The sequence below is a fragment of the Sphingomonas sp. EU05-FHT14C10 genome (assembly GCF_058790595.1).
On record NZ_JBYTEN010000003.1, the window covers coordinates 129,134 to 152,733 of the forward strand.

The following is a 23,600-nucleotide window of genomic DNA, read 5'->3' on the forward strand; positions in this document are numbered from 1 at the left end:
GCGCCGGGCATCGTCTGGATTGCTTCGCTTCGCTCGCAATGACGGATTGTGGATAATTCTCTGTCCTACAGATAACCTATATGGTTATCATTCGCCGACTCGCAGGAGGCGGATGATGGATATCGACCAGATGATCGACGAACTGATCGGCCGGGAGGGCGGTTTTAGCAGCCACCCGGCCGATACGGGCGGCTCCACGCGCTGGGGCATCACGCAGGCCGTGGCGCGCGCCAACGGCTATGACGGCGACATGCGCGGCTTTCCGCGCGACGCGGCGGCCGCGATCTACCGACGGCGCTATTGGGAGAAGCCGGGCTATGCGCGCGTGGCGGCGGCCGCGCCCGATGTGGCGGCCGAACTGTTCGACACCGGCGTCAATATGGGGCCGGGGGTCGCGACCGGCTTTCTCCAGCGCGCGCTCAACGCGCTCAATCGCGACGCGAGCGACTATGCCGACATCGCCGTCGATGCCGTGATCGGCGACCACACCATCGCCGCGCTCACCGCCTTCATCGCCCGGCGCGGCAAGGCAGGCGAGGCCGTGCTGCTGAAGGCGCTCAATGCGCTGCAGGGCGAACGTTATATCCGCCTCGCCGAACGCCGGCCGGCGAACGAGGCGTTCCTTTATGGCTGGCTGGCCAACCGGCTGGCGTGATGCGCCACGTCCTCCGTTCGTGTCGAGCGTAGTCGAGACACGCATCCGCGGCGTCATGCGTCCCTCGACTACGCTCGGGACGAACGGGTCTCCTGATCCACGAACAAACCCCTTCCAACGAAAGGTCATCCCATGGCGCTTCTCGACGGCCTGCTCGGCCCCATCACCAGCATCATCGACAAGCTGATCCCCGATCCCAGGGCGCGCGACGCCGCAAAGCTGGAGCTGCTGCGCCTCGAAAGCAGCAACCAGCTCGAAGCGGCCAAGGCGCAGATGGCGGCGATCCTCGCCGAGGCGCAATCGGCCGATCCCTGGACCAGCCGGGCGCGGCCGAGCTTTCTTTACGTGATGTACGTGCTGCTGCTCTGGTCGATCCCGATGGGCATCCTCGCCGCGTTCCGGCCCGATGCGGCGCGGGCGATCGGCGCGGGGATGAACGCCTATCTCGCAGGCATCCCCGAGCCGCTCTATGCGCTCTTCGGCACCGGCTATCTCGGCTATACGATCGCGCGCCAGTGGGGGAAGGCGAAAGGCACCGACTGACGCCCGCCGCTCACTTCCTCCGCAGGCCGAGGAAAATGCGGATGCGGTCGAGCAGCGCACCGGCCTCGTCGAGCGGCTGGCAGTTGCGCGCGGCGGCGTCGCGATCGAGCAGCGCCAGCCCGCGCTGGACCGAGCGTTCGAGCGCGGCGCTGAGGCTGCTGTCCTCGCCGAGCAGCGATTCGATCGCGGTACGCGGCAGATCCAGCACCTCGGCGGGCGACAGCGCCGTCACCGTCACGGTGCGCGCCTCGCCCGTCATCATGCTGATCTCGCCCAGATATTCGCCGGGGCCGATGCGGCCGTAGAAGGTGCGGCTGCCATTCTTCTCCAGCCGGGTCACTTCGAGGATGCCCGATCGGATGACGTAGAGCGACGCGCCGTGGCTGCCCTGCTCGAACAGCGTCTCGCCGACGCTGAGCGTGCGTTCCGCCAGCGCGTCGGCGAGCTTGCCGACCTGTTCCATGTTGAGCGATTCGAAGAGGACGAGGCCGGCGAGCAGGCTGGCGTCCGTCCCCGGCGGGCCATCCTGCACATTGGCGTGGCGGAAGAGCCGCCGCACCTGCCGCAGCAACTGGCTGCGCGCGGTCGACAGCGCCGAGGTCGAGGCGACGAAATAGGTGACGCCGAAAGTTGTCGTGCGCGCGCCGACATATTTGATCGAGACCGACGGCGTCGGCTGATCGAGGATCGCGGGCGAAAGCTGGATCGCCTGCCAGATGAGGTTCATCAGCACTTCCGACCGCGCCGCCGACTGGGTGGGAATCTCGACCGTGGCGGCGCGGCGCGCGGTGGGCACGCTGCGGTTGATGATCTGGCTCCTGGCGACGATGCTGTTGGGAATGGTCGCCAGATCCTCGCCGTCGGTCTGGATGCGCACCGAGCGCCAGTTCATCTCGACCACCGTCCCTTCGGGATGATCGCCGATGCTGACGCGGTCGCCGACATGGAAGGGCTGTTCCAGCCCCACCGCGATCCCCGAAAACACGTCCGACAGCGTATTCTGCAGCGCGAGGCCAAGCACGATCGCGATCACGCCCGATGTGGCGAGCAGCCCCCTGACCGGCACGTCGAGCACTGAATTGAGGATGACGAGCACGGCGGTGAGATAGATCGCCCCCGCGAGCAGATCGGAAAACAGCCGCGCCTGCCGCGACCGTGCGTCGCGGCCCAGCGCCATCACCGTCAGGATCGCGACGAAACGCGCGCCGATCAGCCACCAGAGGACGGCGAGCGCGCGCAACCATGCGCCGTCGGGCGCAGTGCCGATCTGGTTGTCCATCGGCAGCGGCGTGGTGCCGCGATACAGCAGATAGCCGCCGATGACCGCGAGCAGCACCGCCTCGCACGCGATCTTCACGCTCAGCGGGCGCGACCGGACGACGAACACCGCGATCAGCGTCAACGCCAGCAGCGCAGCGGGCATCAAGGCAAGCCCCATGCGATCCTCCCCCGGGCATGACCGCCCGGCCGCAGTCTGGCGCAGCGCCGCGCGACAGCCAATCTGCAATCTTGCATTGCGCGAAAAGAAAGGTCAGCGGCGGACGGATTGGCCGCGCTTTCGGATCGAGGGACTTTGATGACGACATTGCTGCTGCTCATCGCCTCCAACAGCTTCATGACGATCGCCTGGTACGGGCATCTCAAATTCCCGCAGGCGCCGCTGTGGCTGGTGATCCTGGCGAGCTGGGGGATCGCCTTCGTCGAATATTGCTTCGCGGTGCCCGCCAACCGGATCGGCTATGCCCATGGGCTGACCGGCGGCCAGTTGAAGATCATGCAGGAATGCGTGACGCTGGCCGTCTTCGCGATCTTCGCCGTGCTGGTGCTGAAGGAGCCGGTGGGCTGGCGCTACCTTGGCGCCTTCGCCTGCATAATCGGCGCGGCGGGCTTCATGTTCGTCGGCAAGACGCACTGATTGCAGGGCGCCCGGGCGCTTCCCATATGGCGGCCAGACCCAATCAGAGCGGGACTTGAATGAGCGACAGTTTGAAATGGCACGGCACGACGATCCTGTCCGTGCGCAAGAACGGCAAGGTCATCGTCATCGGCGACGGCCAGGTTTCGATGGGGCAGACGGTGATGAAGCCCAATGCCCGCAAGGTGCGCCCGCTGGGCGACGGCAAGGTGATCGCCGGCTTCGCAGGCGCGACCGCCGACGCCTTCACATTGTTCGAGCGGCTGGAAGCGAAGCTGGAGCGACATAACGGCCAGCTGATGCGCGCCGCCGTCGAGCTGGCGAAGGACTGGCGGACCGACAAATATCTCCGCAACCTCGAGGCGCTGATGATCGTCGCCGACAAGGACGTGACGCTGGTGCTGACCGGCAATGGCGACGTGCTGGAGCCGGTGGGCGGGATCGCCGCGATCGGATCGGGCGGCAACTACGCCCTGTCGGCCGCGCGCGCGCTCGACGACTATGAAGCCGATGCCGAGGTGATCGGCCGCAAGGCGATGAAGGTCGCCGCCGACATCTGCGTCTACACCAACGAGAATGTGACGATCGAGACGCTGGATTCCATCTGACGAGTCCAGATCGCCGTTCGTGTCGAGCGAAGTCGAGACACGTTATTCCTGCCCCAGAACGTCCCTCGACTTCGCTCGGGACGAACGGAAATATGAACCCATGAACGAATCCCTCACCCCCAAGGCCATTGTCGCGGCGCTCGACGCGCACATCATCGGCCAGAACGACGCCAAGCGCGCGGTTGCCGTGGCGCTGCGCAACCGCTGGCGCCGCCAGCGGCTGGGCGCCGATCTGCGCGACGAGGTCACCCCCAAGAACATCCTGATGATCGGGCCGACCGGCTGCGGCAAGACCGAGATCAGCCGTCGCCTCGCCAAGCTGGCCGACGCGCCCTTCGTCAAGGTCGAAGCCACCAAGTTCACCGAGGTCGGCTATGTCGGCCGCGACGTCGAGCAGATCGCGCGCGATCTGGTCGAGGAAGCCGTGCGGCTGGAGAAGGACCGCCGCCGCAGCGCGGTGAAGGACAAGGCCGAGGAGGCGGCGATGAACCGCCTGCTCGACGCGCTGACCGGCAAGGATGCGAGCGAGGCGACGCGCACCGCCTTCCGCCAGCGCTTCCGCGACGGCCATCTCGACGAGACCGAGATCGAGATCGAATTGCAGGCCACGCCGCAAATGCCCTTCGAGATGCCGGGCAATGGCGGCCAGATCGGCATGATCAATCTGGGCGACATGATGGGCAAGGCCTTTGGCGGCGGCCAGACCAAACGCCGCAAGCTGAGCGTCCGCGCCGCGTGGGACAAGCTGGTCGACGAGGAAGCCGAAAAGCGCATGGACCAGGACGAGGTGAGCCGCATCGCGCTTGCCGACGCCGAGGCCAATGGCATCGTCTTCCTCGACGAGATCGACAAGATCGCGGTCAGCGACGTGCGCGGCGGCTCCGTCAGCCGCGAAGGCGTGCAGCGCGACCTGCTGCCGCTGATCGAGGGCACGACCGTCTCGACCAAATATGGGCCGATGAAGACCGATCACATCCTCTTCATCGCCAGCGGCGCCTTCCACGTCGCCAAGCCGAGCGACCTGCTGCCCGAACTGCAGGGCCGCCTGCCGATCCGCGTCGAGCTGACCGCGCTGACCGAGGAGGATTTCGTCCGCATCCTCAGCGACACGAAGGCCAGCCTGCCGCAGCAGTACAAGGCGCTGATCGGCACCGAGGGCGTCGAGATCGGCTTCGCCGACGACGGCATCCGCGCCATCGCCCGCATCGCCGCCGAGGTGAACGCGCAGGTCGAGAATATCGGCGCGCGCCGGCTGCAGACAGTGATGGAGAAGCTGCTGGAGGAAGTCAGCTTCGACGCCGAGGACCGCCAGGGCACGACGCTGACCATCGACGCCGCCTATGTCGACAGGCAGCTCGCCCCGATCGCGCGGAACACCGACCTGTCGAAATATGTGCTGTAAGGCGGGGGGTGCTTAGCCCCTTCATCGCCGTTCCCGCGCAGGCGGGGATGACGGAAGGGGGCGGCGCCCGATGCTCCTCCCGTTCGGGCTGAGCTTGTCGAAGCCCTCCCTTTCTCCGCGCGGAAGAAGAAGGAAAGGGCTTCGACAGGCTCAGCCCGAACGGCGGCTAGGGTCGTGCGCTTGTGCCCGCGCCCCCGCCGGTTTTCGCGTCGGGCAGCACGACCATCGACCAGCTCTTGCCCGGCTGAAGCCAGTTGAGCGCGGTTGCCTGAATGTCGGCGGGGGTGATGCGCTTCAGGTCGGCGGGCACCGAATAGATCGTCGCCAGCCGCGCGCGATCCCAGCTCGTCGCGCTGTAGCGGTCGATGCCGAAAGCGTTGCTGTTCGACGCGCGGACGAAATATTGCAGCAGGGGGCCGACCGCGCGGCCAAGTTCGTCCGCGCTCACCGGATTGGCGGCGAGATCGGCCGCGATATCCTTCGCCATCGTCAGAAAGCTGTCGACGCGGTCGGGCCGAAGGCCGGTGCCCGCGATCACATAGCCGCCGGTCTCCAGATCGCGCGGCCAGACGCTGTTGACGCTGGGCGAATAGCTGCCGCCCTCCTGCTGGCGGAAACGCTCGAACAGCCGATCAGAGAAGATCGCCGCCAGCACGTCGAGCTTGCGCGCCTCGAACACGTCCTTCAGCCCGCCCCCCGTCGGCCAGGCGATCACGGCGGCCGCCTGATCCTCCGGCCCGGCATGATGCGCGACGAAGGGCTTCGCATCATGCGGCGGGAAGGACGGGCGCCGCGCCGCCGGATCGATCGGCGGGCGCGTGCGGCGCGGCAGCGCGCCGAAGGTCTCGGTCGCCGCGATGATCGCGTCGGGCAACTGGAAATCGCCGAACACCAGCACCTCGATCGGCCCGGTCCGGAGGATCGGTTCCCAGAAGCTGCGGAAAGCCTGCGGCGTCAGCGCCTCGATCGCGGCGCGATCGGGCGCTTTCCAGCGCCGGTCGCCGCCGCGCAGGATCGAGGGCAGATCGCGCCCCATCACCGAGAGCGGCGAGGCGCTTGCGCTGTCGTAATTGGCGAGCATCGCCGCGCGCGCGCGGACGATCGGGCGCGGATCCCAACCGGGGAAGGCCAGCTTGTCGGCGAGCAGCAGCAACTGGTTCCTGAGATCGGCGGCGGTGGTATTGCCGCGCAGCTCGAACGCATCCTCATCGATGCCGAATCCCATACTGACCTGATAGCCCGAGGTCAGACGGTCCAGCTCCTCCTGCCCCAGATCGCCGATGCCGCTGGCGACCATCCCGGCCTGTCCGCTCCACGCCAGCGTCGGGCGATCGGTCGGCAGGCCGAGCAGTCCGTTACCGAAGCGGACGAGGACACTGACCTTGCCGGCTTCGGACGTATTGGGAAACAGCACCAGCCGGACGCCGTTCGACAGCTCGATGAAATTGACCCCGCGCGCGTCGCTGGGGTCGCGGCGGACGACCGATCCCGGATCGCCCAGACGCGGCAGGCTGTCGAAGCTGACCGGCGCCTGATCGGCGACGGCGAGCGCGTCCTTCGACACATCTTCGGTGAGCAGCGTCGCCAGCCGCGCCTCGGCATCGGGATCGGCCCTGGGCAGCACCATCACCGCGCGCGTGGTGACGCCGGTGAACAGGCGCTTCGTCGCGTCCTGGATCAGTTCGGGCGTGAAGCTGCCCTTCATGGCACGGAAAATGTCGAGCGCGGCCTTGGGCGACGTCACCGTCTCGCGAATGTCGACGGCGTTGACGAGATCGTCGGCCAGCTTCGCGCCGCGCGCGGTCGGGGCCTGCGCGGCCGCCGCCGCCATCGCCAGATCGATCTCGCCGACCTCGCGGTCGATCTCGGCCTGCTTGGGCGGCTGGAGCAGCGCCTCCGCGATCACCGCGCGCACGTCATGCACCGCGCCCGGCCAGTCGTCGCCCAGCGGCACGATGCCGACGAAGGTCGCATCGGCCGATCGCGACACGTCGTCGCGGTCGACCTGCGCCTGCAGGAAGCTGCCCCCGGCGCGCGCGCGCGTCTCCAACCGGCGGTTGATCAGCCGCGTCGCGAGGATGTCGCGCATCAGCCCCTGATTATAGGCGATCGTATCGGCCTTCTGCTTCCAGGGCCGGAGCGTCGCCATCGTGATCATCGGCGGCAGCGAAGGATCGACCATCACCGCGCTGGTCCGCCCGCCCGCCTCGGGCCGCCCGAAATCGGGCTGCTTCGGCTTCGGCCCCTTGCCGCGCCAGCTGGCGAAGGTAGCGCGGACCATCTGTTCGAACAGGCGCGGATTGCCGTCGCCCGCGATCACCACCACCGTGCGATCGGGCCGGTACCAGCGATCGTGGAAGGCGCGCAGGCTGGCGGCGCTCGCATCGGTCAGGCTCTGCGTCGTGCCGATCGGCGCGCGATCGGCGAGCGGCTGGCCGGCGAAGAACAGCGCGCGCGTCGCATCGTCGACGCGCACGGCCGGGCCGAAGCGCTCGCGCGCCTCGTCGAGCACGATCTGGCGCTCGCTGTCGACCGTCGCCTTGTCGATGATCGGGCCGGACATCATGCCGGCAAGGATGTTGAGGCTTTCGCGCAGCCCGCCGCGCGTGGCGGCGGGAAGATCGAGCTTGTAGACGGTCTGCGTCGCCGTGGTCTCGGCATTGCTGTCGCTGCCGAAGGTCGCGCCCAGCCGCTGCCAGGTCCGCTTCGCCTCGCCGTCGCGCACGAAGGTCGAGCCGCGGAACGACAGATGCTCGATGAAATGGGCGTAGCCGCGCTCGTCATCCGCCTCCATCAGCGAGCCGACGTCGACGCGCACGCGGATCGAGACCTGCCCCGGCGGCGCGCCGTTGCGGCGCACGGCATAGCGGATGCCGTTGGGGAGCGTGCCGAACGCCCAGTCGCGATCGATGGGAACGTCCGACCCCTTGTAGAGCCAGGGCTTGCCCCGGCTCCCCGCGCCGGCGCCGCCGCCGCCCGTGCCGACAGTCGCGCAGCCGCCAAGGCCGAGCGACAGGATGAGCAGCGGAGCGACGAAGCGCGCCAGGCGCCGGCACGAGGGGAACATCGCGCCGGCTTACCGGGCTTTTTCAACGGTTGGAAGGCGGCGGCGCACGACCGCCGCCGATTTCACCGCGCGCGGGTGACCGCGCCCTTGTGGGCGCCGACACCGTTACGGCGCGGACCATGACGGAACGGACGCTTCGGACGGTCGCCCGCCGGCCGCTCGCCGCCACCGGGACGGCCATTGCGGCCATGATCGCTGCGGCCATGATCTTCGCGACGCTCGCCCCTCGGCGCGTTGGACGGCTTGGGCAGCGACGCCTTCTGCGCCATGAAGTTCTCGGGCAGCGGCACGGGCTCGAGCTTGATGCGCGTCAGCTTCTCGATCCCGCGCAGATAGGCGCGCTCTTCCTCGTCCACGAAGCTGATCGCGATGCCGTCGGCCCCGGCGCGCGCGGTGCGGCCGATGCGGTGGACATATTGCTCGGCGACGTTGGGCAGCTCGAAGTTGAAGACATGGCTGACGCCCGACACGTCGATGCCGCGCGCAGCGATGTCAGTCGCGACGAGGATCTTGATCCGGCCGTCGCGGAAGGCCTGGAGCGCGGCGGTGCGCTGCGGCTGGCTCTTGTTGCCGTGGATCGCGGCGCAGCCGATGCCGGCCGCCATCAGATGCTTCACCACCTTGTCCGCGCCGTACTTGGTGCGGGTGAAGACGAGCGCGCGATCGATCGGCTCGGCGCGCAGCGTGAGCGTGAGCAGCGCCTGCTTCTCGGCCTGATTGACGAAGGTGACGAACTGGCGGACGCGCTCGGCGGTCGAGGCGACGGGGGTCACCGCGACCTTGACCGGATCGGTCAGGAAGCGGTCGCCCAGCTCGGCGATCGTCTTGGGCATGGTCGCCGAGAAGAAGAGCGACTGGCGCTTTTCCGGCAGCAGCTTGTCGATGCGCTTCAACGCGTGGATGAAGCCGAGGTCGAGCATCTGATCGGCCTCGTCGAGGACGAAGATCTCGACATTGCGCAGGCTCAGCGCGCGCTGGTCGATCAGGTCGAGCAGGCGGCCGGGCGTGGCGACGAGGATGTCGACGCCGGGACGCAGCTTGTTGATCTGGCGGCCGATCGGCACGCCGCCGAACACCGTTTCGACCGACAGGCGCAGGAAGCGCGCATAGTCGCGGAACGAGGTGGCGATCTGCGCCGCCAGCTCGCGCGTCGGCGAAAGGATGAGCATACGGCAGCCGCCGATCGGGGTCGGCTTGGGATGGCGCGCGAAATAATCGAGGCTGGGCAGCGCGAAGGCCGCGGTCTTGCCGGTGCCGGTCTGCGCGATGCCGCACAGGTCATGGCCTTCCAGAAGCGGCGGGATCGCCTTCTGCTGGATCGGCGTGGGGTTTTCGTAACCCTTGGCGGCAAGCGCCTTCAGGATCGGCTCGGCAAGGCCGAGATCGGAAAACTTGGTCATGGAATACCTTCAAAAAGGCGCAACGCAGCGCGCACGGCGGCGGGCCACGAGACGCGGGGTCTTGTGACGACCCGCGTGATAGGGAAGCCTTGGGCTTGGGAGCGCATATAGGGGCGGCCGGGCTCGATCACCGAGCTGTTCACGCTGCCGCCGCCTGCGGGAAATCCCGTGCGCAGGGGCCATATGGCTGTCGATCAAGGCGAAAGCAAGGCGGCGGTGCGGATTTGGTGCCACCTGCCGGTGGCAGACGCCTAAAGCCGCGCGAGCTGGAGCAGTTGCTTGTCGCCGACCCATTGCGCGTTGAGCCTCGCCAGCGTCGCGCTTTGGGCGGCGGGGTCGCCGGCCGCGCCTTGCGCCTGCGCCAGCCCCCACAGCGCCCAGCCATTGCCGGGCCGCTCGACCAGCGCGCGCTGGAAGGCCGCGATCGCGCCCTTCGCGTCGCCGGCCTTGAGCAGCGATGCGCCGACCGACGCCTCGATCGGCTGATGCCAGACCGGCGGTTCGTTATAGCCGAAGGCGAGATCGATCGCGTTGGCCCTGGCGAACTGCTTCGCGGCGTCGCGGTAGCGCCCCGCGCCGAAGGCGATGCGGCCGAGCGCCATATGCTCGGCGATGATCGCGGCGGCGCGCATGTCCGGATCGATCTTCACCCGCCCGCGCTCGGCACGCATCGCCGCGATCTCGCGCATCGCCGCCTTCCTATCCCCGTCGCGGCCCAGCGCCTCGGCGCGCAGCGCGTACCAGAGCTGGCGCGCGATCGGCGCGGTCATCGGCGGCGCGGGCATGGCCAGCATCTCCGCCGTGGTCGCGAACTGCGCGCGCGCCTGCATCGCCGTCACCAGGAAGATTTGGCCACGGCCCGACCTGGCGAGCATTTGGGGAGTGACCGATGCTTCGAGCGCTGCGGCATGCCTGAGCGCGCCGGCCTTGTCGCCGATCTGTTCGGATGCCGAGACCATGAAATGCGTATGGTGCCGGAAATAGCCGTAGAAGGGCTCCGCCTCGCCCAGCTTCGTCGCCATCGCGTCGTCGGCGACCACGGCCTGCTCGTTGACCTTCAGCGCATCGGCGAAGCGCCCGATGCCATAATAGGTATGGCCGGGCATGTGGATGAGATGCGCCGAGGCAGGCGATGATCTGGCGAGCCGATCGGCCGCCTGCTCGGCAAGGCCCGGGTTCACCGAAGCCTCAGTCAGGTGGATGTAGAGATGCTGCGCCTCGGGCTGGTCGGGATTGCGCGCGAGCACGGTCTGGACGAGGTAGATGGCGCGCGCGCCCCATGGACGCGGCTTGGCGCCGCCCTTCTCCCAATAGTCCCACGGCCGCACTTCCATCGCCGCCTCGGCCGCCATGACCATCAGCACGTCGTCGTCGGGATTGGCGTTGGAGATGGCGCGCATCGCCTCGGCAAAGCGGATGCCGTGGACGCCGAGCGCATCCTTCTTCGGCGCACCGGGCGCGTAGCGATCGTCGAGCGCCTTCGCCAGATCGCGCTCGAGGGGACTGAGATTGGTCGCCGCCAGCGCCGTCTGCGTCACTGCCCGCGCCTCGGCGACGCGGCCGGGGCCGAGCGGTCCGCTGTTGATATAAGGCCCCATCGCCAGCGCCTTGCCCCACAGGCACATGGTGCATTGCGGATCGGCGGCCGCGCCCTGCGCGAAGCTGCGTTCGGCCTTCTCGAATTCATAGCCGTAGAGGAAGGCGAGGCCTTGATCGAAATAGCGCTGCGCGACGGGCGTGGCTGCCGAAACCGGAAAGTGGACGGGGGCCAGCCCCTCGACCAGCGGCATCGGCCTGGTCCCCGCCGGCGCCTCGCTGCTTTCCGTCCCGGCGGCGAAGCAGCCATTGGCCTTGGCCCATGTCGGGTCGAGCCGCGCCATCATCGCGGCATCGGGCACGGGATAGGCGAAAGCCGCCTGCAGCCCGAGCGCGGCCATCGCCACGCCGCCCGCCATCGCACCGCCAAGCCAATATCGGTTCATCGCGCATCCCCCCGCCGCAGCGCTCCCATCCTACTCCGCAGCGGCACCGGGCGGAAGCGGCGACGCGAACGCGACGGACTTCCCTTCGCGCGCCGGCTCTGCGAAACCGGCGGCACAGGGAGAAACCAATGACCTATCCGTCGCTTGCCGCCGTCATCGCCTTCGCGCTCGCCGCCACCGCCGCGCCTGCCGCGCTGACGCCGCCCGAGAAGAAGATCGTCGCGACGGTCGATGCCGGGAAAGAACAGAGCATCGCGCTGCTCGAGCGGCTGGTGAACGTCAATTCGGGCTCGCTCAACCTTGCGGGCGTGACCGAGGTCGGCCGGATGATGCGCGCCGAGCTGGAGCCGCTGGGCTTCGAGGTGCGCTGGGTACCGATGGCGGCGGCCAAGCGCGCAGGACATATCGTCGCGGTCCACAAGGGCAACGGGCGCGGCAAGCGCATGCTGCTGATCGGCCATCTCGACACGGTGTTCGAGAAGGATTCGCCTTTCCAGACGTTCGTCCGCAAGGGATCGAAGGCCGAAGGGCCGGGCGCCGGCGACGACAAGGGCGGCATGGTGGTGATGGTTGCCGCGTTGCGCGCGATGCAGGCCGCCGGCACGCTCAAAAATGCGGACATCGAGATCGTGCTGACCGGCGACGAGGAGGATTCGGGCGATCCGATCGCGATCGCGCGCGCCGACCTGATCGCAGCGGGCAAGCGCGCCGACGCCGCGCTCGATTTCGAGGGGCTGATCGTCGACAACGGCGTCGACATGGGATCGATCGCGCGGCGCAGCTCGTCGAGCTGGACGCTCACCGTCACCGCGCGCGGCGGCCATTCGAGCGGCATCTTCAGCGACGCCGCCGGTTTCGGCGCGGTCTATGAGATGGCGCGCATCCTCGATCAGTTCCGCCGCGAGCTGCGCGAGCCCAACCTCACCTACAATGTCGGCCTCGTCACCGGCGGATCGCGCGCAGAGCTCGACGACGGCGGCATCCGCGCGACCGCAGCCGGCAAAAGCAACATCATCGCCGAAAAGGCGATCGCGCGTGGCGACATGCGCACGCTGAGCGACGAGCAGACCGAGCGGACGCGCGCGAAAATGAAGGCGATCGTCGCCACCCCGCTGCCCGGCGCGACCTCGACGATCGTCTTCGAGGAGGGCGGCTATCCGGCGATGGCGCCCACCGACGGCAACCGTGCGCTGCTCGCGCGCCTGAATGGCGTCAACCGCGACCTCGGCCTGGCCGAGATGCCCGCGCTCGACCCGCTCAAGCGCGGCGCGGGCGACATCGCCTTCGTCGCGAAGGATGTCGACGGGCTGGTCGGCCTCGGCACGGCGAGCGAAGGCGATCATGCGCCGGGCGAGACCGTCGACCTCGACAGCATCCAGCGCCAGGCCAAACGCGCCGCAATCCTGATGAGCCGCCTCGCCGCGACGCCGCGCTGAGGGACGACCTCATAAATGCTCTTGCCCGACACGATCGTCATTGCGAGCACAGCGAAGCAATCCAGGCGATGCCCGGCGCCCCACTGGATTGCTTCGCTGCGCTCGCAATGACGGAAGGAGCCGGCGTCGATACGGCTGCCTCCAGCCTGCGCTGGAGCACATCGTGGACGGAAACCCAGCGTTGCCGCCAGCAGCCCCTGTTATGGCTTGATCGCGCGCGCGGCTCGCCCCACATGGCGGGCATGTTGATCGAGACCGAAGCGACACCGAACCCCGCGACCGTCAAGTTCCTGCCGGGCCGCATCGTGATGGACGCCGGGACGCGCGATTTCGCGAGCCCCGAGGAAGCCGAGGCATCGCCGCTGGCCGAGGCGCTGTTCACGCTGGGCGATGTCGAAGGCGTGTTCTTCGGGCGCGACTTCGTATCGGTCACCGCCGCGCCGGGTTCCGAATGGCGCGACCTGAAGCCGCAGGTGCTGGCCGTCCTCCTCGACCATTTCGTCGCCGACATGCCGCTGTTCCGCCCCGGCAGCGCGGCGGGCATCGCGATCGACGCCGAAGAGGATTTCGCCGACAATCCCGAGGACGCCGAAATCGTCGAGCAGATCCGCGACCTGATCGAGACGCGGGTGCGCCCCGCCGTCGCCAATGACGGCGGCGACATCGTCTATCGCGGCTTCGACAAGGGCACCGTCTATCTGCGCATGCACGGCGCCTGCGCCGGCTGCCCCTCGTCCACGGCCACGCTCAAGCAGGGCATCGAATCGCTGCTCAAACATTATGTGCCCGAAGTGACCGAGGTCCGCGCCATCTGAGTGCGTTCCCGCGATTTCCATCTTTCTCGATCAAGGACTGAAAACATGGCTGCTCCGCTGTCGCCCGAAGGGCTCGACCTCATCTTCCGCAAGGCGCGCACCTATAACGGCTATACCGACCGGCCCGTGACCGAGGCTCAGCTGCACGAGATCTGGGATCTGATGAAGATGGGGCCGACCTCGGCCAACCAGCTTCCCGCGCGCCTGATCTGGTGCGTCAGCCAGGACGCGAAGGACAAGCTGGCCGCGCTGTCCTCCGGCACCAACGGCGAGAAAATCCGCAAGGCGCCGGTGACCGTGATCATCGGGATGGACGAGAATTTCCACGAGCATCTGCCCGAGCTGTTTCCGCACGTCGACGCCAAGAGCTGGTTCGAGGGCAATCTGGAACTGCGCAAGACGCACGCGATGCGCAACAGCTCGCTGCAGGGCGCCTATTTCATCATCGCGGCGCGCGCGCTGGGGTTCGATACCGGGCCGATGTCGGGTTTCGACAACGCCGCCGTCGATGCCGCCTTCTTCGCCGACACGCCGGCCGTGAAGTCCAACTTCATCTCGACGTTGGGCTACGGCGATCCTTCGACCATCTTCGATCGCCTGCCTCGCCCGGCCTTCGAGAAGTTCAACAAGATCGCGTAAATCTTGCGGACGCTTGCGATCGAGACAGCGACCACCGCCTGCTCGGTCGCGCTCTGGGAAGATGGCGCGCTCGTCGACGCCCGGCATGAGATTGTCGGGCGCGGCCACGCCGAACGCCTGATCCCGATGATCGCCGAACTGCCCGACGGCGGGCGCGCGGACCGGTTGCTCGTCGATTGCGGGCCGGGCAGCTTCACCGGCGTGCGCGTCGGTCTAGCGGCGGCGCGTGCGCTGGCGCTGGGCTGGGGCGCCGAGGCCCGGGGCTTCTCGTCGACCGCGCTGATCGCCGCCGCAGCCTTTGCCTCCGGGGATGCGCCGCGCTCGCTTGCCGTCGTGCTGATCGGCGGGCATGGTGAGCTGTTCGTCCACGCCTTTGAAGGGGATCCGATGCGCGAGATCGCACCGCTTGCCTCGTTGCCGCCGGCCGTCGCGGCGGAAGCCGTGGGATCGCTGCCGCTCTACGGATCGGGCGCCGCGCAGGTCGCAGCGCTGACCGGGGGCGTGGCGCTCGACCTCGTCCCCGATGCACGCGACGTCGCGCGGCTGCCCGCCGCCTTCGCCGATCTGCCCGCCAGCCCGATCTACGGCCGCGCGCCCGATGCGCGCCTGCCGGGGAGCTGAAACGGCCGATGGGGGATATGCTGCTGGTAAGCGACGCCTGCACCGCCGACCTTGGCGAGGTGATGCAGGTGATGGGCGAGGCTTTCGACCCGCTCTACGGCGAGGCATGGACCGAGGCGCAGTGCGCCGGGATCATGGGCATGCCCGGCACCTGGCTGCTCGTCGCGCGCACGGCCGAGGGACCGGCCGGCTTCGCGCTCAGTCGCGCGGTGGCGGGCGAAGGCGAATTGCTGCTGATCGGCGTGCGGCCCGGCTGGCGGCGGCGCGGCATCGGCCGCGCGTTGCTCGACCGTGTGATCGATACGGCGCGCGAACGCGGTGTCGGCCCGCTCCATCTCGAAGTCCGCGCGGGCAACGAAGCAATGGCGCTTTACATGGCGGCGGGTTTCAGATGTGTTGGAAGACGTTCGCAATATTATCGCGGCAGCGACGGCCGGATGATTGATGCGCTGACGTTCAGCAGAGACCTTACGCAGATTTCATGATGATCTGCGCAGAAATGTCCTGCGTTCCGTCGAATTAATCTTGTATTGATCCATTGGAAGCGACATGCGGTTCCGCGCAGCCGCCCCCGACTGCCAATCTTTCCGCCGTAGCATACGGAGTCGCCAAGACATGACAGATTCGACCGAATTGCGCGAAACGCTGATGACCCTGACCGCCGACATCGTTGCCGCGCATGTGAGCAACAACAGCGTCGCGGTTTCGGATGTTCCTGCGCTGATCCAGAATGTTCACGCAGCGCTTTCCAACCTCGGCCAGGCGCCGGAGGCTCCGGAAGTCAAGCTCGAACCCAAGGTTTCGGTGCGCGCTTCTGTCAAGCCGGACTACATCATCTGCCTCGAGGACGGCAAGAAGCTGAAGATGCTCAAGCGTCATCTGATGACTCATTACCAGATGACCCCCGAGCAATACCGCACCAAGTGGAACCTGCCGGCGGACTATCCGATGGTCGCCCCCAACTATGCCGAGCAGCGCCGCAGCCTCGCCAAGAAGATCGGCCTCGGCACCAAGCGCCGCAAGCGCTGAGTTTCGACTTGAGGCGGGCCGGTGCCGCGAAATGCGCCTGCGGCGCATTGCCGGACAAAGCCCGGGATCATGAAAGCCGCCGGATGATTCCGGCGGCTTTTCCGATGCGGCCAAAGTGATTACATCGGGGCCATGAATCGCAAAATCGATGTCGAGGCGCTGTGCGCCGAAAAGGGGCTCCGCATCACGGACCAGCGCCGCGTGATCGCGCAGGTATTGTCCGAGGCCGAGGATCACCCGGATGTCGAGAAGGTCCATGCCCGCGCTGCGGCGATCGATCCGGGCATCTCGATCGCGACGGTCTATCGCACCGTGCGTCTGTTCGAGGAAGCCGGCATCCTCGAGCGCCACGATTTCGGCGACGGGCGCGCACGCTACGAAGCGGCCCCCGAGGCGCATCACGATCATCTGATCGACGTCGAGACCGGCAAGGTCATCGAGTTCGTCGATCCCGAGCTGGAACAGCTCCAGCGCCAGATCGCCGAGAAGCTCGGCTTCCGCCTCGTCGACCACCGCATGGAGCTCTATGGCGTCGCTCTCGATCGCAAGAGCTGATCCGCTCGCCAATCTGCGCGTCTTCGCCCGCGTCGCGGGCATGGTCGCGGCGCTCATCGTCTGCGTGCCGCTGCACCTGATCACCCGGCTTTTCCGCCTGCCCTCGCCCTTCCCGCGCATCTTCCTCGGCAGCGTCGGGCGCATCTGCGGGGCGGTGGTGACGACCGAGGGCGAGCGCGTGAAAAGCGACGTCTTCTACGTCTGCAATCATCTGAGCTGGATCGACATCTGCGTGCTGGGCGGTGCGAGCGGCACCGCCTTCGTCTCGCAGGACGGGATCGAGACGGCGCCCGTCGTCGGCTGGCTGGCCGGGCTCAACAACACCGTCTTCATCTCGCGCACCGATCGGCTGAGCGTCGGATCGCAGGTCGAGGCGCTGCGCTGGGCGCTCGCGGCCAGGCAGCCGATCACCATCTTCCCCGAAGGCACGACGACCGACGGGCGCAGCCTGCTGCCCTTCAAGCCCGCCCTGTTCGCGGTGATGACGCCGCCGCCGCGCCCGATGCTCGTCCAGCCCGTGCTGCTCGACTATGGCGAGGCCGGGCCGGACATCGCCTGGGTCGGCGAGGAAGCGGGGCTGGACAATACGCGCCGCGTGCTCGGCCGCCCCGGCGGCTTCAAGGTGCGCATCGAGTATCTCGAGCCCTTCGATCCGGCGGCGCTCGGCGACCGCAAGGCGATCGCCCGCGAGGCGCGCGAGCGGATCCGCGCCGCGCTCTCGGCTTCACTCGGAGGCCAGACCATCCTATAGGGCCGGCGATGAACCGCCCGCTTCCCCGCCGTTTCCACGTCAAGTCGTTCGGCTGCCAGATGAACGTCTATGACGGCGAGCGCATGGCCGAGCTGCTCGCCGCCGAAGGCATGAGCGCCGCCGCCAGCGCCGACGACGCCGATATCGTGCTGCTCAACACCTGCCATATCCGCGAGAAGGCGGTGGAGAAGGTTTATTCGGACATCGGCCGGCTGCGCCGCGAGGACGGCACGCGCCCGATGGTCGCGCTGGCCGGCTGCGTCGCGCAGGCCGAAGGTGGCGAGGTCAAGCGCCGCACGCGCGATGTCGACATCGTCGTTGGCCCGCAGGCCTATCATCGCCTGCCCGAACTGGTCGCGCAGGCAGCAAAGGGCGAACTGGCGGTCGATACCGACATGCCCGCCGATTCCAAGTTCGGCGCGCTGCCGGCGCGGCGGCGGACGGGGGCCAGCGCTTTCCTGACCGTGCAGGAAGGCTGCGACAAATTCTGTACCTATTGCGTCGTGCCCTATACGCGCGGCGCCGAGATCAGCCGCCCATGGGACGCGATCGTCGACGAGGCCAAAGCGCTGGCCGATGCCGGCGCGCGCGAGATCACCCTGCTCGGCCAGAACGTCAACGCCTGGGCCGACGAGGCCGGGCGCGGGCTGCACGACCTGATCGAGGCGATCGCGCTGATCCCCGAGATTGCGCGCATCCGCTATACCACCAGCCACCCCAACGACATGAGCGACGGGCTGATCGCGGCACACCGCGATGTCGAGAAGCTGATGCCTTTCCTCCACCTGCCCGTTCAGTCGGGCAGCGATCGGGTGCTGAAGGCGATGAACCGCAGCCATGATTCGCTGAGCTACCGCAGGATCATCGACCGCGTGCGCGCGGTGCGGCCGGACATCGCGCTGTCGGGCGACTTCATCGTCGGCTTCCCCGGCGAGAGCGATGCCGAGTTCGAGGAGACTTTGGCGCTGGTTCGCGCGTGCGACTATGCGCAGGCCTACAGCTTCAAATATTCGCCGCGCCCCGGCACGCCCGCCGCGTCGATGGACGATCAGATCGCGCCCGCGCTGATGGACGAGCGGCTGAAGCGGTTGCAGGACCTGCTCAACGAACAGCAACATGCCTTCAACCGCGCCTTTGTCGGCCGGCGGATGAGCGTGCTGCTCGATCGCATCGGCAAGCTGCCTGGACAGAAGCTGGGCAAGTCGCCCTGGCTCCAGTCGGTCCATCTCCAGACCGAAGCGCCGATCGGCGCACTGGTCGAGGTCGAGATCGTCGCGGCCGGCCCCAACAGCCTGTCCGCCGTCGCACTCGACGCCGAAGCCGCTCCGCACGCGGCCTGACAAGGCGTCCTGAAAACCCCGTCGCGACGCCTTCGCGCTTTACCGCCCGCCATGGAAGGCGCGAGGGATTGCGGCGAAGGAGCAAGACCGATGAGCGAGCATATCAGGATCGCGAAGGCCGGCGGCGTGCTGACGCTGGTGATGGACCGCGCCGACAAGAAGAATGCGCTGACCGACGCGATGTACAAGGCGCTCGCCGACGCGCTCGAGGAGGCCGAAGGCGATTCGGCGGTGCGCGCCATCCTGATCCGCGGCGAAGGCGACCTGTTCTGCGCGGGCAACGATGTCGGCGAGTTCGCGGCGACGGCGGCGAGCGGCGGGCGCAGCGGCCCGGGCAACGTCACGCGCTTCCTCCACGCGCTCGGTGCCGCCACCAAGCCGCTCGTCGCCGCCGTGCAGGGCCGCGCGGTCGGCGTTGGCACGACGATGCTGCTCCACTGCGACCTCGTGGTGCTTGCCGATGACGCGCAGCTCACCACGCCCTTCGTCAATCTGGCGCTGGTGCCCGAGGCGGCTTCGAGCATGTTGCTTCCCCAGCGGATCGGCCATGCCCGCGCCTTCGCGATGTTCGCGCTCGGCGAGCCGGCGAGCGCCGCCGACGCGCTTGCCTGGGGCATCGCCAACAAGGTCGTGCCGCTCGCCGACCTGCAGGCGACGGCCGAAGCGCTGGCGGCGCGGCTGGCGAAGCAGCCGCTGGGCGCGGTCGTCACCACCAAGATGCTGATGCGCGAGCACGAGGCGATCGCCGCGCGCATGGCGGCCGAGGGCGATCACTTCGCCAGCCGCCTGACCACCGACGAGGCACGCGAGGCCTTCACCGCCTTCGCCGAGCGCCGCGCGCCCGATTTCAGTCGCTTCGGTTAAAGCACATTTTCGTCATTGCGAGCGTAGCGAAGCAATCCAGATTGACGTCGGGCATCCTCTGGATTGCTTCGCTATGCTCGCAATGACGGGTTGAAATCAGATTACGCGCCTGCACGACGCTGCGTTGCGGCAAGTCATGACCGCGCAGGCCTTTACCGGGAACCGAGTTTCTGCCAGCCCGTTTCGCGAACGGGACAGGGATTGCATGTTGAGTAGATTGAGTCGGTTGAGCATCCACGCAATGCGGCGCGCCGGGCGCGGGTCGGAGAATCGCGGATGAGCCATCCGATTTTCGCTGGCGCGATGCTGCTTGCCGGGGCCCAGCTTCCCTTCGACATGCAGGCGGTGACGGCGACGACGCCCACGCAGCCCGCCGCCGAACAAGCGGCGGCTCCGGCCGCGCAGATCCAGCCCGTCGCGCCGGCCGCGGCGTCCGATGGCGATGCCGCTGCGGCGCCCCCCCCGGGCGATGCGACGCCTCCCCCGGCTGCGCAAGCGCCCGGATCGCATGACGATTCGATCGTCGTCACCGGGCGCGGTAAATCGGCCGCCGATCCGATGCAGGACGTGAACGTCAAATCCTACCAGGTGACGCAGAAGGTCGACGACGCTTTCGTGGCGCCGGTGTCGAACGCCTACAAGTCGGCGCTGCCCAACCAGGTGCGCAGCGGGCTGCGCAACTTCCTGAACAACCTCAGGGAGCCCGTCAATTTCCTCAACTTCATGCTCCAGCTGAAGCCGGGGCGCGCGGCGCGGACGCTGGGACGCTTCGCGATCAACTCGACGATCGGCGTCGCCGGCCTGTTCGATCAGGCCAAGCGCAAGCCGTTCAGGCTCACTTACCAGGCCAACGGCTTCGCCAATACGCTGGGCTATTACGGCGTCGGCCCCGGCCCCTATTTCTTCGTGCCGCTGGTCGGGCCGACGACGCTGCGCGACCTGCTCGGCAACTGGGCGGACAAGCTCGTCCTGCCCGGGCTGATCGGCAAGCCGTTCGACCGGCCCGAATATGTCATCCCGGTGTTCATCATCAGCTCGCTCGACGACCGCATCCAGCGCGACGACCAGATCCGCACGATGCGCGCCCAGAGCGACGGCTACAGCTCGACGCGCGAGCTTTACCTGAAGCAGAGGCAGGCCGAGATCGCGGCGCTGCACAGCGTGAAATACCGGCTGAAGCACGGCCTGTTCGTCGTGCCCAACCCGATTCCCGCGCCGTTCGCGCGCCCGGCGAAGAGCACGGCCATCCCGGTTGCGGTGCAGCCCGCACCCGTCCCGGTCCCCGCAGCGCAGCCGCCCGCGCCTGCGCCGACCCCCGACTGTGGCACGGCTGCATCGCCCTGCCCGCTCGATGAGGCGGCGTGACGAACGGGGTGGATTTTCTTCCGCGCGCGGATCAACCTGCCGGTCGTGACTCGCGCACATGAAAGGTCCGAATGAGCCGTAAGCCAGTTCCCGCGCAGGCGGGGGAGCGTGCCCGTCTTGAGGTGCTGTTCGACCGGCCCCAGCTTCTGGGCCAGTTGTTCGGCCAATATGACCAGAATCTGGTCGCGATCGAGAATCGGCTGGGCGTCTATATCGCGGCGCGCGGCAACAAGCTGCAGATCGAGGGTGAGGCCGAGGCGGCGGCGCGCGCGCGCGACGTGCTGACCGGGCTCTACAATCGCATCGTGCAGGGGCAGGATGTCGATTCGGGCGCGGTCGATGCGGTCATCCAGATGTCGGCCGAACCGACGCTGGAAGGCATCATCCGCGCCGACGTGTCGCAACCGCCCAGCGTGATGATCCGCACGCGCAAGAAGACGATCGTGCCGCGATCGGCGACGCAGATCCGCTATATGGAAGCGCTGTCGCGCGACGACATCATCTTCGCGCTCGGCCCCGCCGGCACGGGCAAGACCTATCTCGCCGTCGCGCAGGCGGTGCAGCAGCTGATCCAGGGATCGGTGAGCCGCCTGATCCTGTCGCGCCCCGCGGTCGAGGCGGGCGAGCGGCTGGGCTTCCTGCCCGGCGACATGAAGGAGAAGGTCGATCCCTATCTCCGCCCGCTTTACGACGCGCTCTACGACATGCTGCCGACCGAGCAGGTCGAGCGGCGCATCGCCAGCGGCGAGATCGAGATCGCGCCGATCGCCTTCATGCGCGGCCGCACGCTGAGCGAGGCCTTCATCATCCTCGACGAGGCGCAGAACACCACGCCCGCGCAGATGAAAATGTTCCTCACCCGCTTCGGCCAGAACAGCCGCATGGTGGTGTGCGGCGATCCGCGCCAGATCGACCTTCCCGATATCGGCAAGTCCGGGCTTGCCGACGCGGTGGGCCGGCTGGAAGGCGTGCAGGGCATGTCGATGATCCGCTTCGGCGCGGGCGACGTCGTCCGCCACCCGATCGTCGGGCGCATCGTCGAAGCCTATGAGGGGCCGGACGCCTGATGCTCGATATCGCGGTGCAGGCCGAGGAGGACTGGCCTGCCGATACCGATTGGGAAGCGCTTGCGACGCGCGCCGTCGAGGCGGCGGTGGCGAACAGCCCGCATGCGCCGATCGCCGCATTGTCGGCCAGCGTCGAAGTCGCGGTGCGGCTGACCTCCGACGCGGAGGTCCATACCCTCAACGCGCAATATCGCGGCAAGGACAAGCCGACCAACGTCCTGTCCTTCCCGATGGTGCAGCCCGACCTGATCGATGCCCTCGCCGATACCGATGACGGCGAGATATTGCTGGGCGACATCGTTCTCGCGCATGGCGTCTGCGCGCGCGAGGCGGCCGAGAAAGGCGTGGCGATCGCCGCCCACGCCACGCATCTGATTGTCCACGGCACCTATCATTTGCTAGGCTATGACCACATGGGGACCGAAGAGGCCGAGGCGATGGAATCGCTGGAGCGCGCCACGATGGCTGCGCTTGGCCTCCACAATCCCTATGAAGACGATGAGGACGTCTGATCGGCAGGCGTCGCGCAACAGGGGCTGACGACCACCCAAGATGCCAGAGGATTCGAGTAGCAACGGCCACCCCCAGCAGGGTGGTGGCCTGTTCCACGGGCTGATCGGCCGCCTTTTCGGCACCGAGAGCGAGCCCACGCTCCGCGATCAGATCGAGGAAGCGATCGAGGAGCATGAGGGCGATCCCGAACCCGACGCCAAGGGCGATCTCTCGCCGATCGAGCGGCAGATGGTCCGCAACCTCCTCCATTTCGGCCAGCGCAATGTCGGCCAGGTCGCGGTGCCGCGCGGCGACATCATCGCAGTCAGCGAGACGGCGAGCTTCGACGCGCTCGTCGCGCTTTTCGCCGAGGCGGGGCACAGCCGCCTGCCCGTGTTCAGCGGCAGCCTCGATACGGTGATCGGGATGATCCACGTCAAGGACGTGTTCGGCATCCTCGCCACGGGGGCCGAGAAGCCCGCCGACCTCAGCGGCCTCATCCGCGAGCCGCGCTATGTGCCGCAATCGATGGGCGTGCTCGAGCTGCTGGCCGAGATGCGCGCGACGCGCACGCACCTCGCCATCGTGGTCGACGAATATTCGGGCACCGACGGGCTGGTGACGATCGAGGACATCGTCGAGGAAATCGTCGGCGACATCGAGGACGAGCATGACGAGGAAGCCCCCGCCGCGCTGACCGAGGTCGGACCCGGCCTGTGGGACGCCGATGCGCGCGCGCCGCTGGAGGACGTCGGCACGATGATCGATCCCCGGCTGGCGCTGGTCGACGAGGATGTCGAGACGCTGGGCGGGCTCGCGGTGGTGCTGGCAGGGCATATCCCCCAGCCGGGCGAAGTCATCGTGCATCCCAGCGGGTGGAAGATCGAGATCGTCTCGGGCGATGCGCGGCGGGTGACCCGCCTGCGCCTTCACGCGCCGGTGGTGGAGGAAAGCGCCGACGACTGATCGGTGCAATCGATCACTCTATACGAAAGTGTGCGTTTCCTCGATCGACCCTCGCGCGCTATATGAACCTCAACGGAAGCAAGTCTTC

The 23,600-nt window shown here is 67.8% G+C and carries 23 protein-coding genes; 19 read left to right on the top strand and 4 right to left on the bottom strand.

The window, feature by feature from the left end; translation table 11 throughout:
• Positions 1-115 precede the first annotated feature (115 nt).
• Complete coding sequence (locus AC3WT0_RS05290) at positions 116-655, top strand: glycoside hydrolase family 108 protein (RefSeq protein WP_492752028.1); 540 nt, start codon at positions 116-118, stop codon at positions 653-655.
• A 132-nt stretch (positions 656-787) separates the two neighbouring features.
• On the top strand, positions 788-1,198 hold the full coding sequence (locus tag AC3WT0_RS05295) for a holin family protein (protein ID WP_492752030.1): 411 nt from the start codon (positions 788-790) through the stop codon (positions 1,196-1,198).
• Positions 1,199-1,208: 10 nt separating this feature from the next.
• Here the strand turns inward: AC3WT0_RS05295 and AC3WT0_RS05300 are convergent, their stop codons facing one another.
• Positions 1,209-2,636, bottom strand: a complete 1,428-nt coding sequence (locus AC3WT0_RS05300) for a mechanosensitive ion channel family protein (RefSeq protein ID WP_492752031.1) — start codon at positions 2,634-2,636, stop codon at positions 1,209-1,211.
• A 138-nt stretch (positions 2,637-2,774) separates the two neighbouring features.
• Between AC3WT0_RS05300 and AC3WT0_RS05305 the strand changes: the two genes are divergently transcribed.
• From AC3WT0_RS05305 to hslU, 3 genes are all read left to right on the top strand, one after another.
• Positions 2,775-3,113, top strand: a complete 339-nt coding sequence (locus AC3WT0_RS05305) for a DMT family protein (RefSeq protein WP_492752033.1) — start codon at positions 2,775-2,777, stop codon at positions 3,111-3,113.
• A gap of 59 nt (positions 3,114-3,172) precedes the next feature.
• Positions 3,173-3,721 (top strand): ATP-dependent protease subunit HslV, encoded by a 549-nt coding sequence (gene hslV / locus AC3WT0_RS05310; RefSeq protein ID WP_492752035.1) that lies wholly within the window; start codon positions 3,173-3,175, stop codon positions 3,719-3,721.
• A 100-nt stretch (positions 3,722-3,821) separates the two neighbouring features.
• Positions 3,822-5,123 carry an ATP-dependent protease ATPase subunit HslU gene (gene hslU, locus AC3WT0_RS05315; protein WP_492752037.1) on the top strand — a complete coding sequence of 434 codons (1,302 nt, stop codon included), beginning with the start codon at positions 3,822-3,824 and terminating at the stop codon, positions 5,121-5,123.
• Positions 5,124-5,289: 166 nt separating this feature from the next.
• Here the strand turns inward: hslU and AC3WT0_RS05320 are convergent, their stop codons facing one another.
• The 3 genes from AC3WT0_RS05320 to AC3WT0_RS05330 all read right to left on the bottom strand — a co-directional run bounded on the left by AC3WT0_RS05320 (position 5,290) and on the right by AC3WT0_RS05330 (position 11,572).
• Positions 5,290-8,190, bottom strand: a complete 2,901-nt coding sequence (locus AC3WT0_RS05320; protein ID WP_492752039.1) for a M16 family metallopeptidase — start codon at positions 8,188-8,190, stop codon at positions 5,290-5,292.
• A gap of 62 nt (positions 8,191-8,252) precedes the next feature.
• Entirely contained in the window at positions 8,253-9,590 is a 1,338-nt protein-coding gene (locus AC3WT0_RS05325) for a DEAD/DEAH box helicase (protein ID WP_492752040.1), read from the bottom strand.
• Positions 9,591-9,841: 251 nt separating this feature from the next.
• Complete coding sequence (locus AC3WT0_RS05330; protein WP_492752042.1) at positions 9,842-11,572, bottom strand: tetratricopeptide repeat protein; 1,731 nt, start codon at positions 11,570-11,572, stop codon at positions 9,842-9,844.
• Between the two features lie 128 nt (positions 11,573-11,700).
• Here AC3WT0_RS05330 and AC3WT0_RS05335 point away from each other — a divergent pair, with 128 nt between their 5' ends.
• The 14 genes from AC3WT0_RS05335 (at position 11,701) to AC3WT0_RS05400 (ending at position 23,512) form a co-directional block, all read left to right on the top strand.
• Positions 11,701-13,008 carry a M20/M25/M40 family metallo-hydrolase gene (locus AC3WT0_RS05335; RefSeq protein WP_492752044.1) on the top strand — a complete coding sequence of 436 codons (1,308 nt, stop codon included), beginning with the start codon at positions 11,701-11,703 and terminating at the stop codon, positions 13,006-13,008.
• A 242-nt stretch (positions 13,009-13,250) separates the two neighbouring features.
• Entirely contained in the window at positions 13,251-13,823 is a 573-nt protein-coding gene (locus AC3WT0_RS05340; RefSeq protein WP_492752194.1) for a NifU family protein, read from the top strand.
• A 45-nt stretch (positions 13,824-13,868) separates the two neighbouring features.
• On the top strand, positions 13,869-14,462 hold the full coding sequence (locus AC3WT0_RS05345; RefSeq protein ID WP_492752046.1) for a malonic semialdehyde reductase: 594 nt from the start codon (positions 13,869-13,871) through the stop codon (positions 14,460-14,462).
• A 3-nt stretch (positions 14,463-14,465) separates the two neighbouring features.
• A complete protein-coding gene (gene tsaB / locus AC3WT0_RS05350) occupies positions 14,466-15,083 on the top strand; it encodes a tRNA (adenosine(37)-N6)-threonylcarbamoyltransferase complex dimerization subunit type 1 TsaB (protein ID WP_492752048.1) in 618 nt (205 codons plus the stop codon).
• An 8-nt stretch (positions 15,084-15,091) separates the two neighbouring features.
• Complete coding sequence (locus AC3WT0_RS05355; RefSeq protein WP_492752050.1) at positions 15,092-15,568, top strand: GNAT family N-acetyltransferase; 477 nt, start codon at positions 15,092-15,094, stop codon at positions 15,566-15,568.
• A 130-nt stretch (positions 15,569-15,698) separates the two neighbouring features.
• On the top strand, positions 15,699-16,112 hold the full coding sequence (locus AC3WT0_RS05360; protein WP_492752052.1) for a Ros/MucR family transcriptional regulator: 414 nt from the start codon (positions 15,699-15,701) through the stop codon (positions 16,110-16,112).
• Positions 16,113-16,244: 132 nt separating this feature from the next.
• Positions 16,245-16,667: a Fur family transcriptional regulator gene (locus AC3WT0_RS05365; RefSeq protein WP_492752054.1), complete on the top strand. Its 423-nt coding sequence runs from the start codon at positions 16,245-16,247 to the stop codon at positions 16,665-16,667.
• On the top strand, positions 16,639-17,418 hold the full coding sequence (locus AC3WT0_RS05370; RefSeq protein ID WP_492752055.1) for a lysophospholipid acyltransferase family protein: 780 nt from the start codon (positions 16,639-16,641) through the stop codon (positions 17,416-17,418). Before AC3WT0_RS05365 ends, AC3WT0_RS05370 begins: the two co-directional genes overlap by 29 nt.
• Complete coding sequence (gene miaB, locus AC3WT0_RS05375; RefSeq protein ID WP_492752195.1) at positions 17,415-18,758, top strand: tRNA (N6-isopentenyl adenosine(37)-C2)-methylthiotransferase MiaB; 1,344 nt, start codon at positions 17,415-17,417, stop codon at positions 18,756-18,758. The genes AC3WT0_RS05370 and miaB overlap by 4 nt, the downstream gene beginning before the upstream one ends.
• A gap of 90 nt (positions 18,759-18,848) precedes the next feature.
• Entirely contained in the window at positions 18,849-19,622 is a 774-nt protein-coding gene (locus tag AC3WT0_RS05380) for an enoyl-CoA hydratase (RefSeq protein WP_492752056.1), read from the top strand.
• Positions 19,623-19,898: 276 nt separating this feature from the next.
• Complete coding sequence (locus AC3WT0_RS05385) at positions 19,899-20,987, top strand: MlaA family lipoprotein (protein ID WP_492752058.1); 1,089 nt, start codon at positions 19,899-19,901, stop codon at positions 20,985-20,987.
• A 71-nt stretch (positions 20,988-21,058) separates the two neighbouring features.
• Positions 21,059-22,054 carry a PhoH family protein gene (locus tag AC3WT0_RS05390; protein WP_492752059.1) on the top strand — a complete coding sequence of 332 codons (996 nt, stop codon included), beginning with the start codon at positions 21,059-21,061 and terminating at the stop codon, positions 22,052-22,054.
• Positions 22,054-22,566 carry an rRNA maturation RNase YbeY gene (gene ybeY, locus AC3WT0_RS05395; protein ID WP_492752060.1) on the top strand — a complete coding sequence of 171 codons (513 nt, stop codon included), beginning with the start codon at positions 22,054-22,056 and terminating at the stop codon, positions 22,564-22,566. The genes AC3WT0_RS05390 and ybeY overlap by 1 nt, the downstream gene beginning before the upstream one ends.
• Before the next feature lie 40 nt (positions 22,567-22,606).
• Positions 22,607-23,512: a hemolysin family protein gene (locus tag AC3WT0_RS05400; RefSeq protein WP_492752061.1), complete on the top strand. Its 906-nt coding sequence runs from the start codon at positions 22,607-22,609 to the stop codon at positions 23,510-23,512.
• Positions 23,513-23,600: the final 88 nt, after the last annotated feature.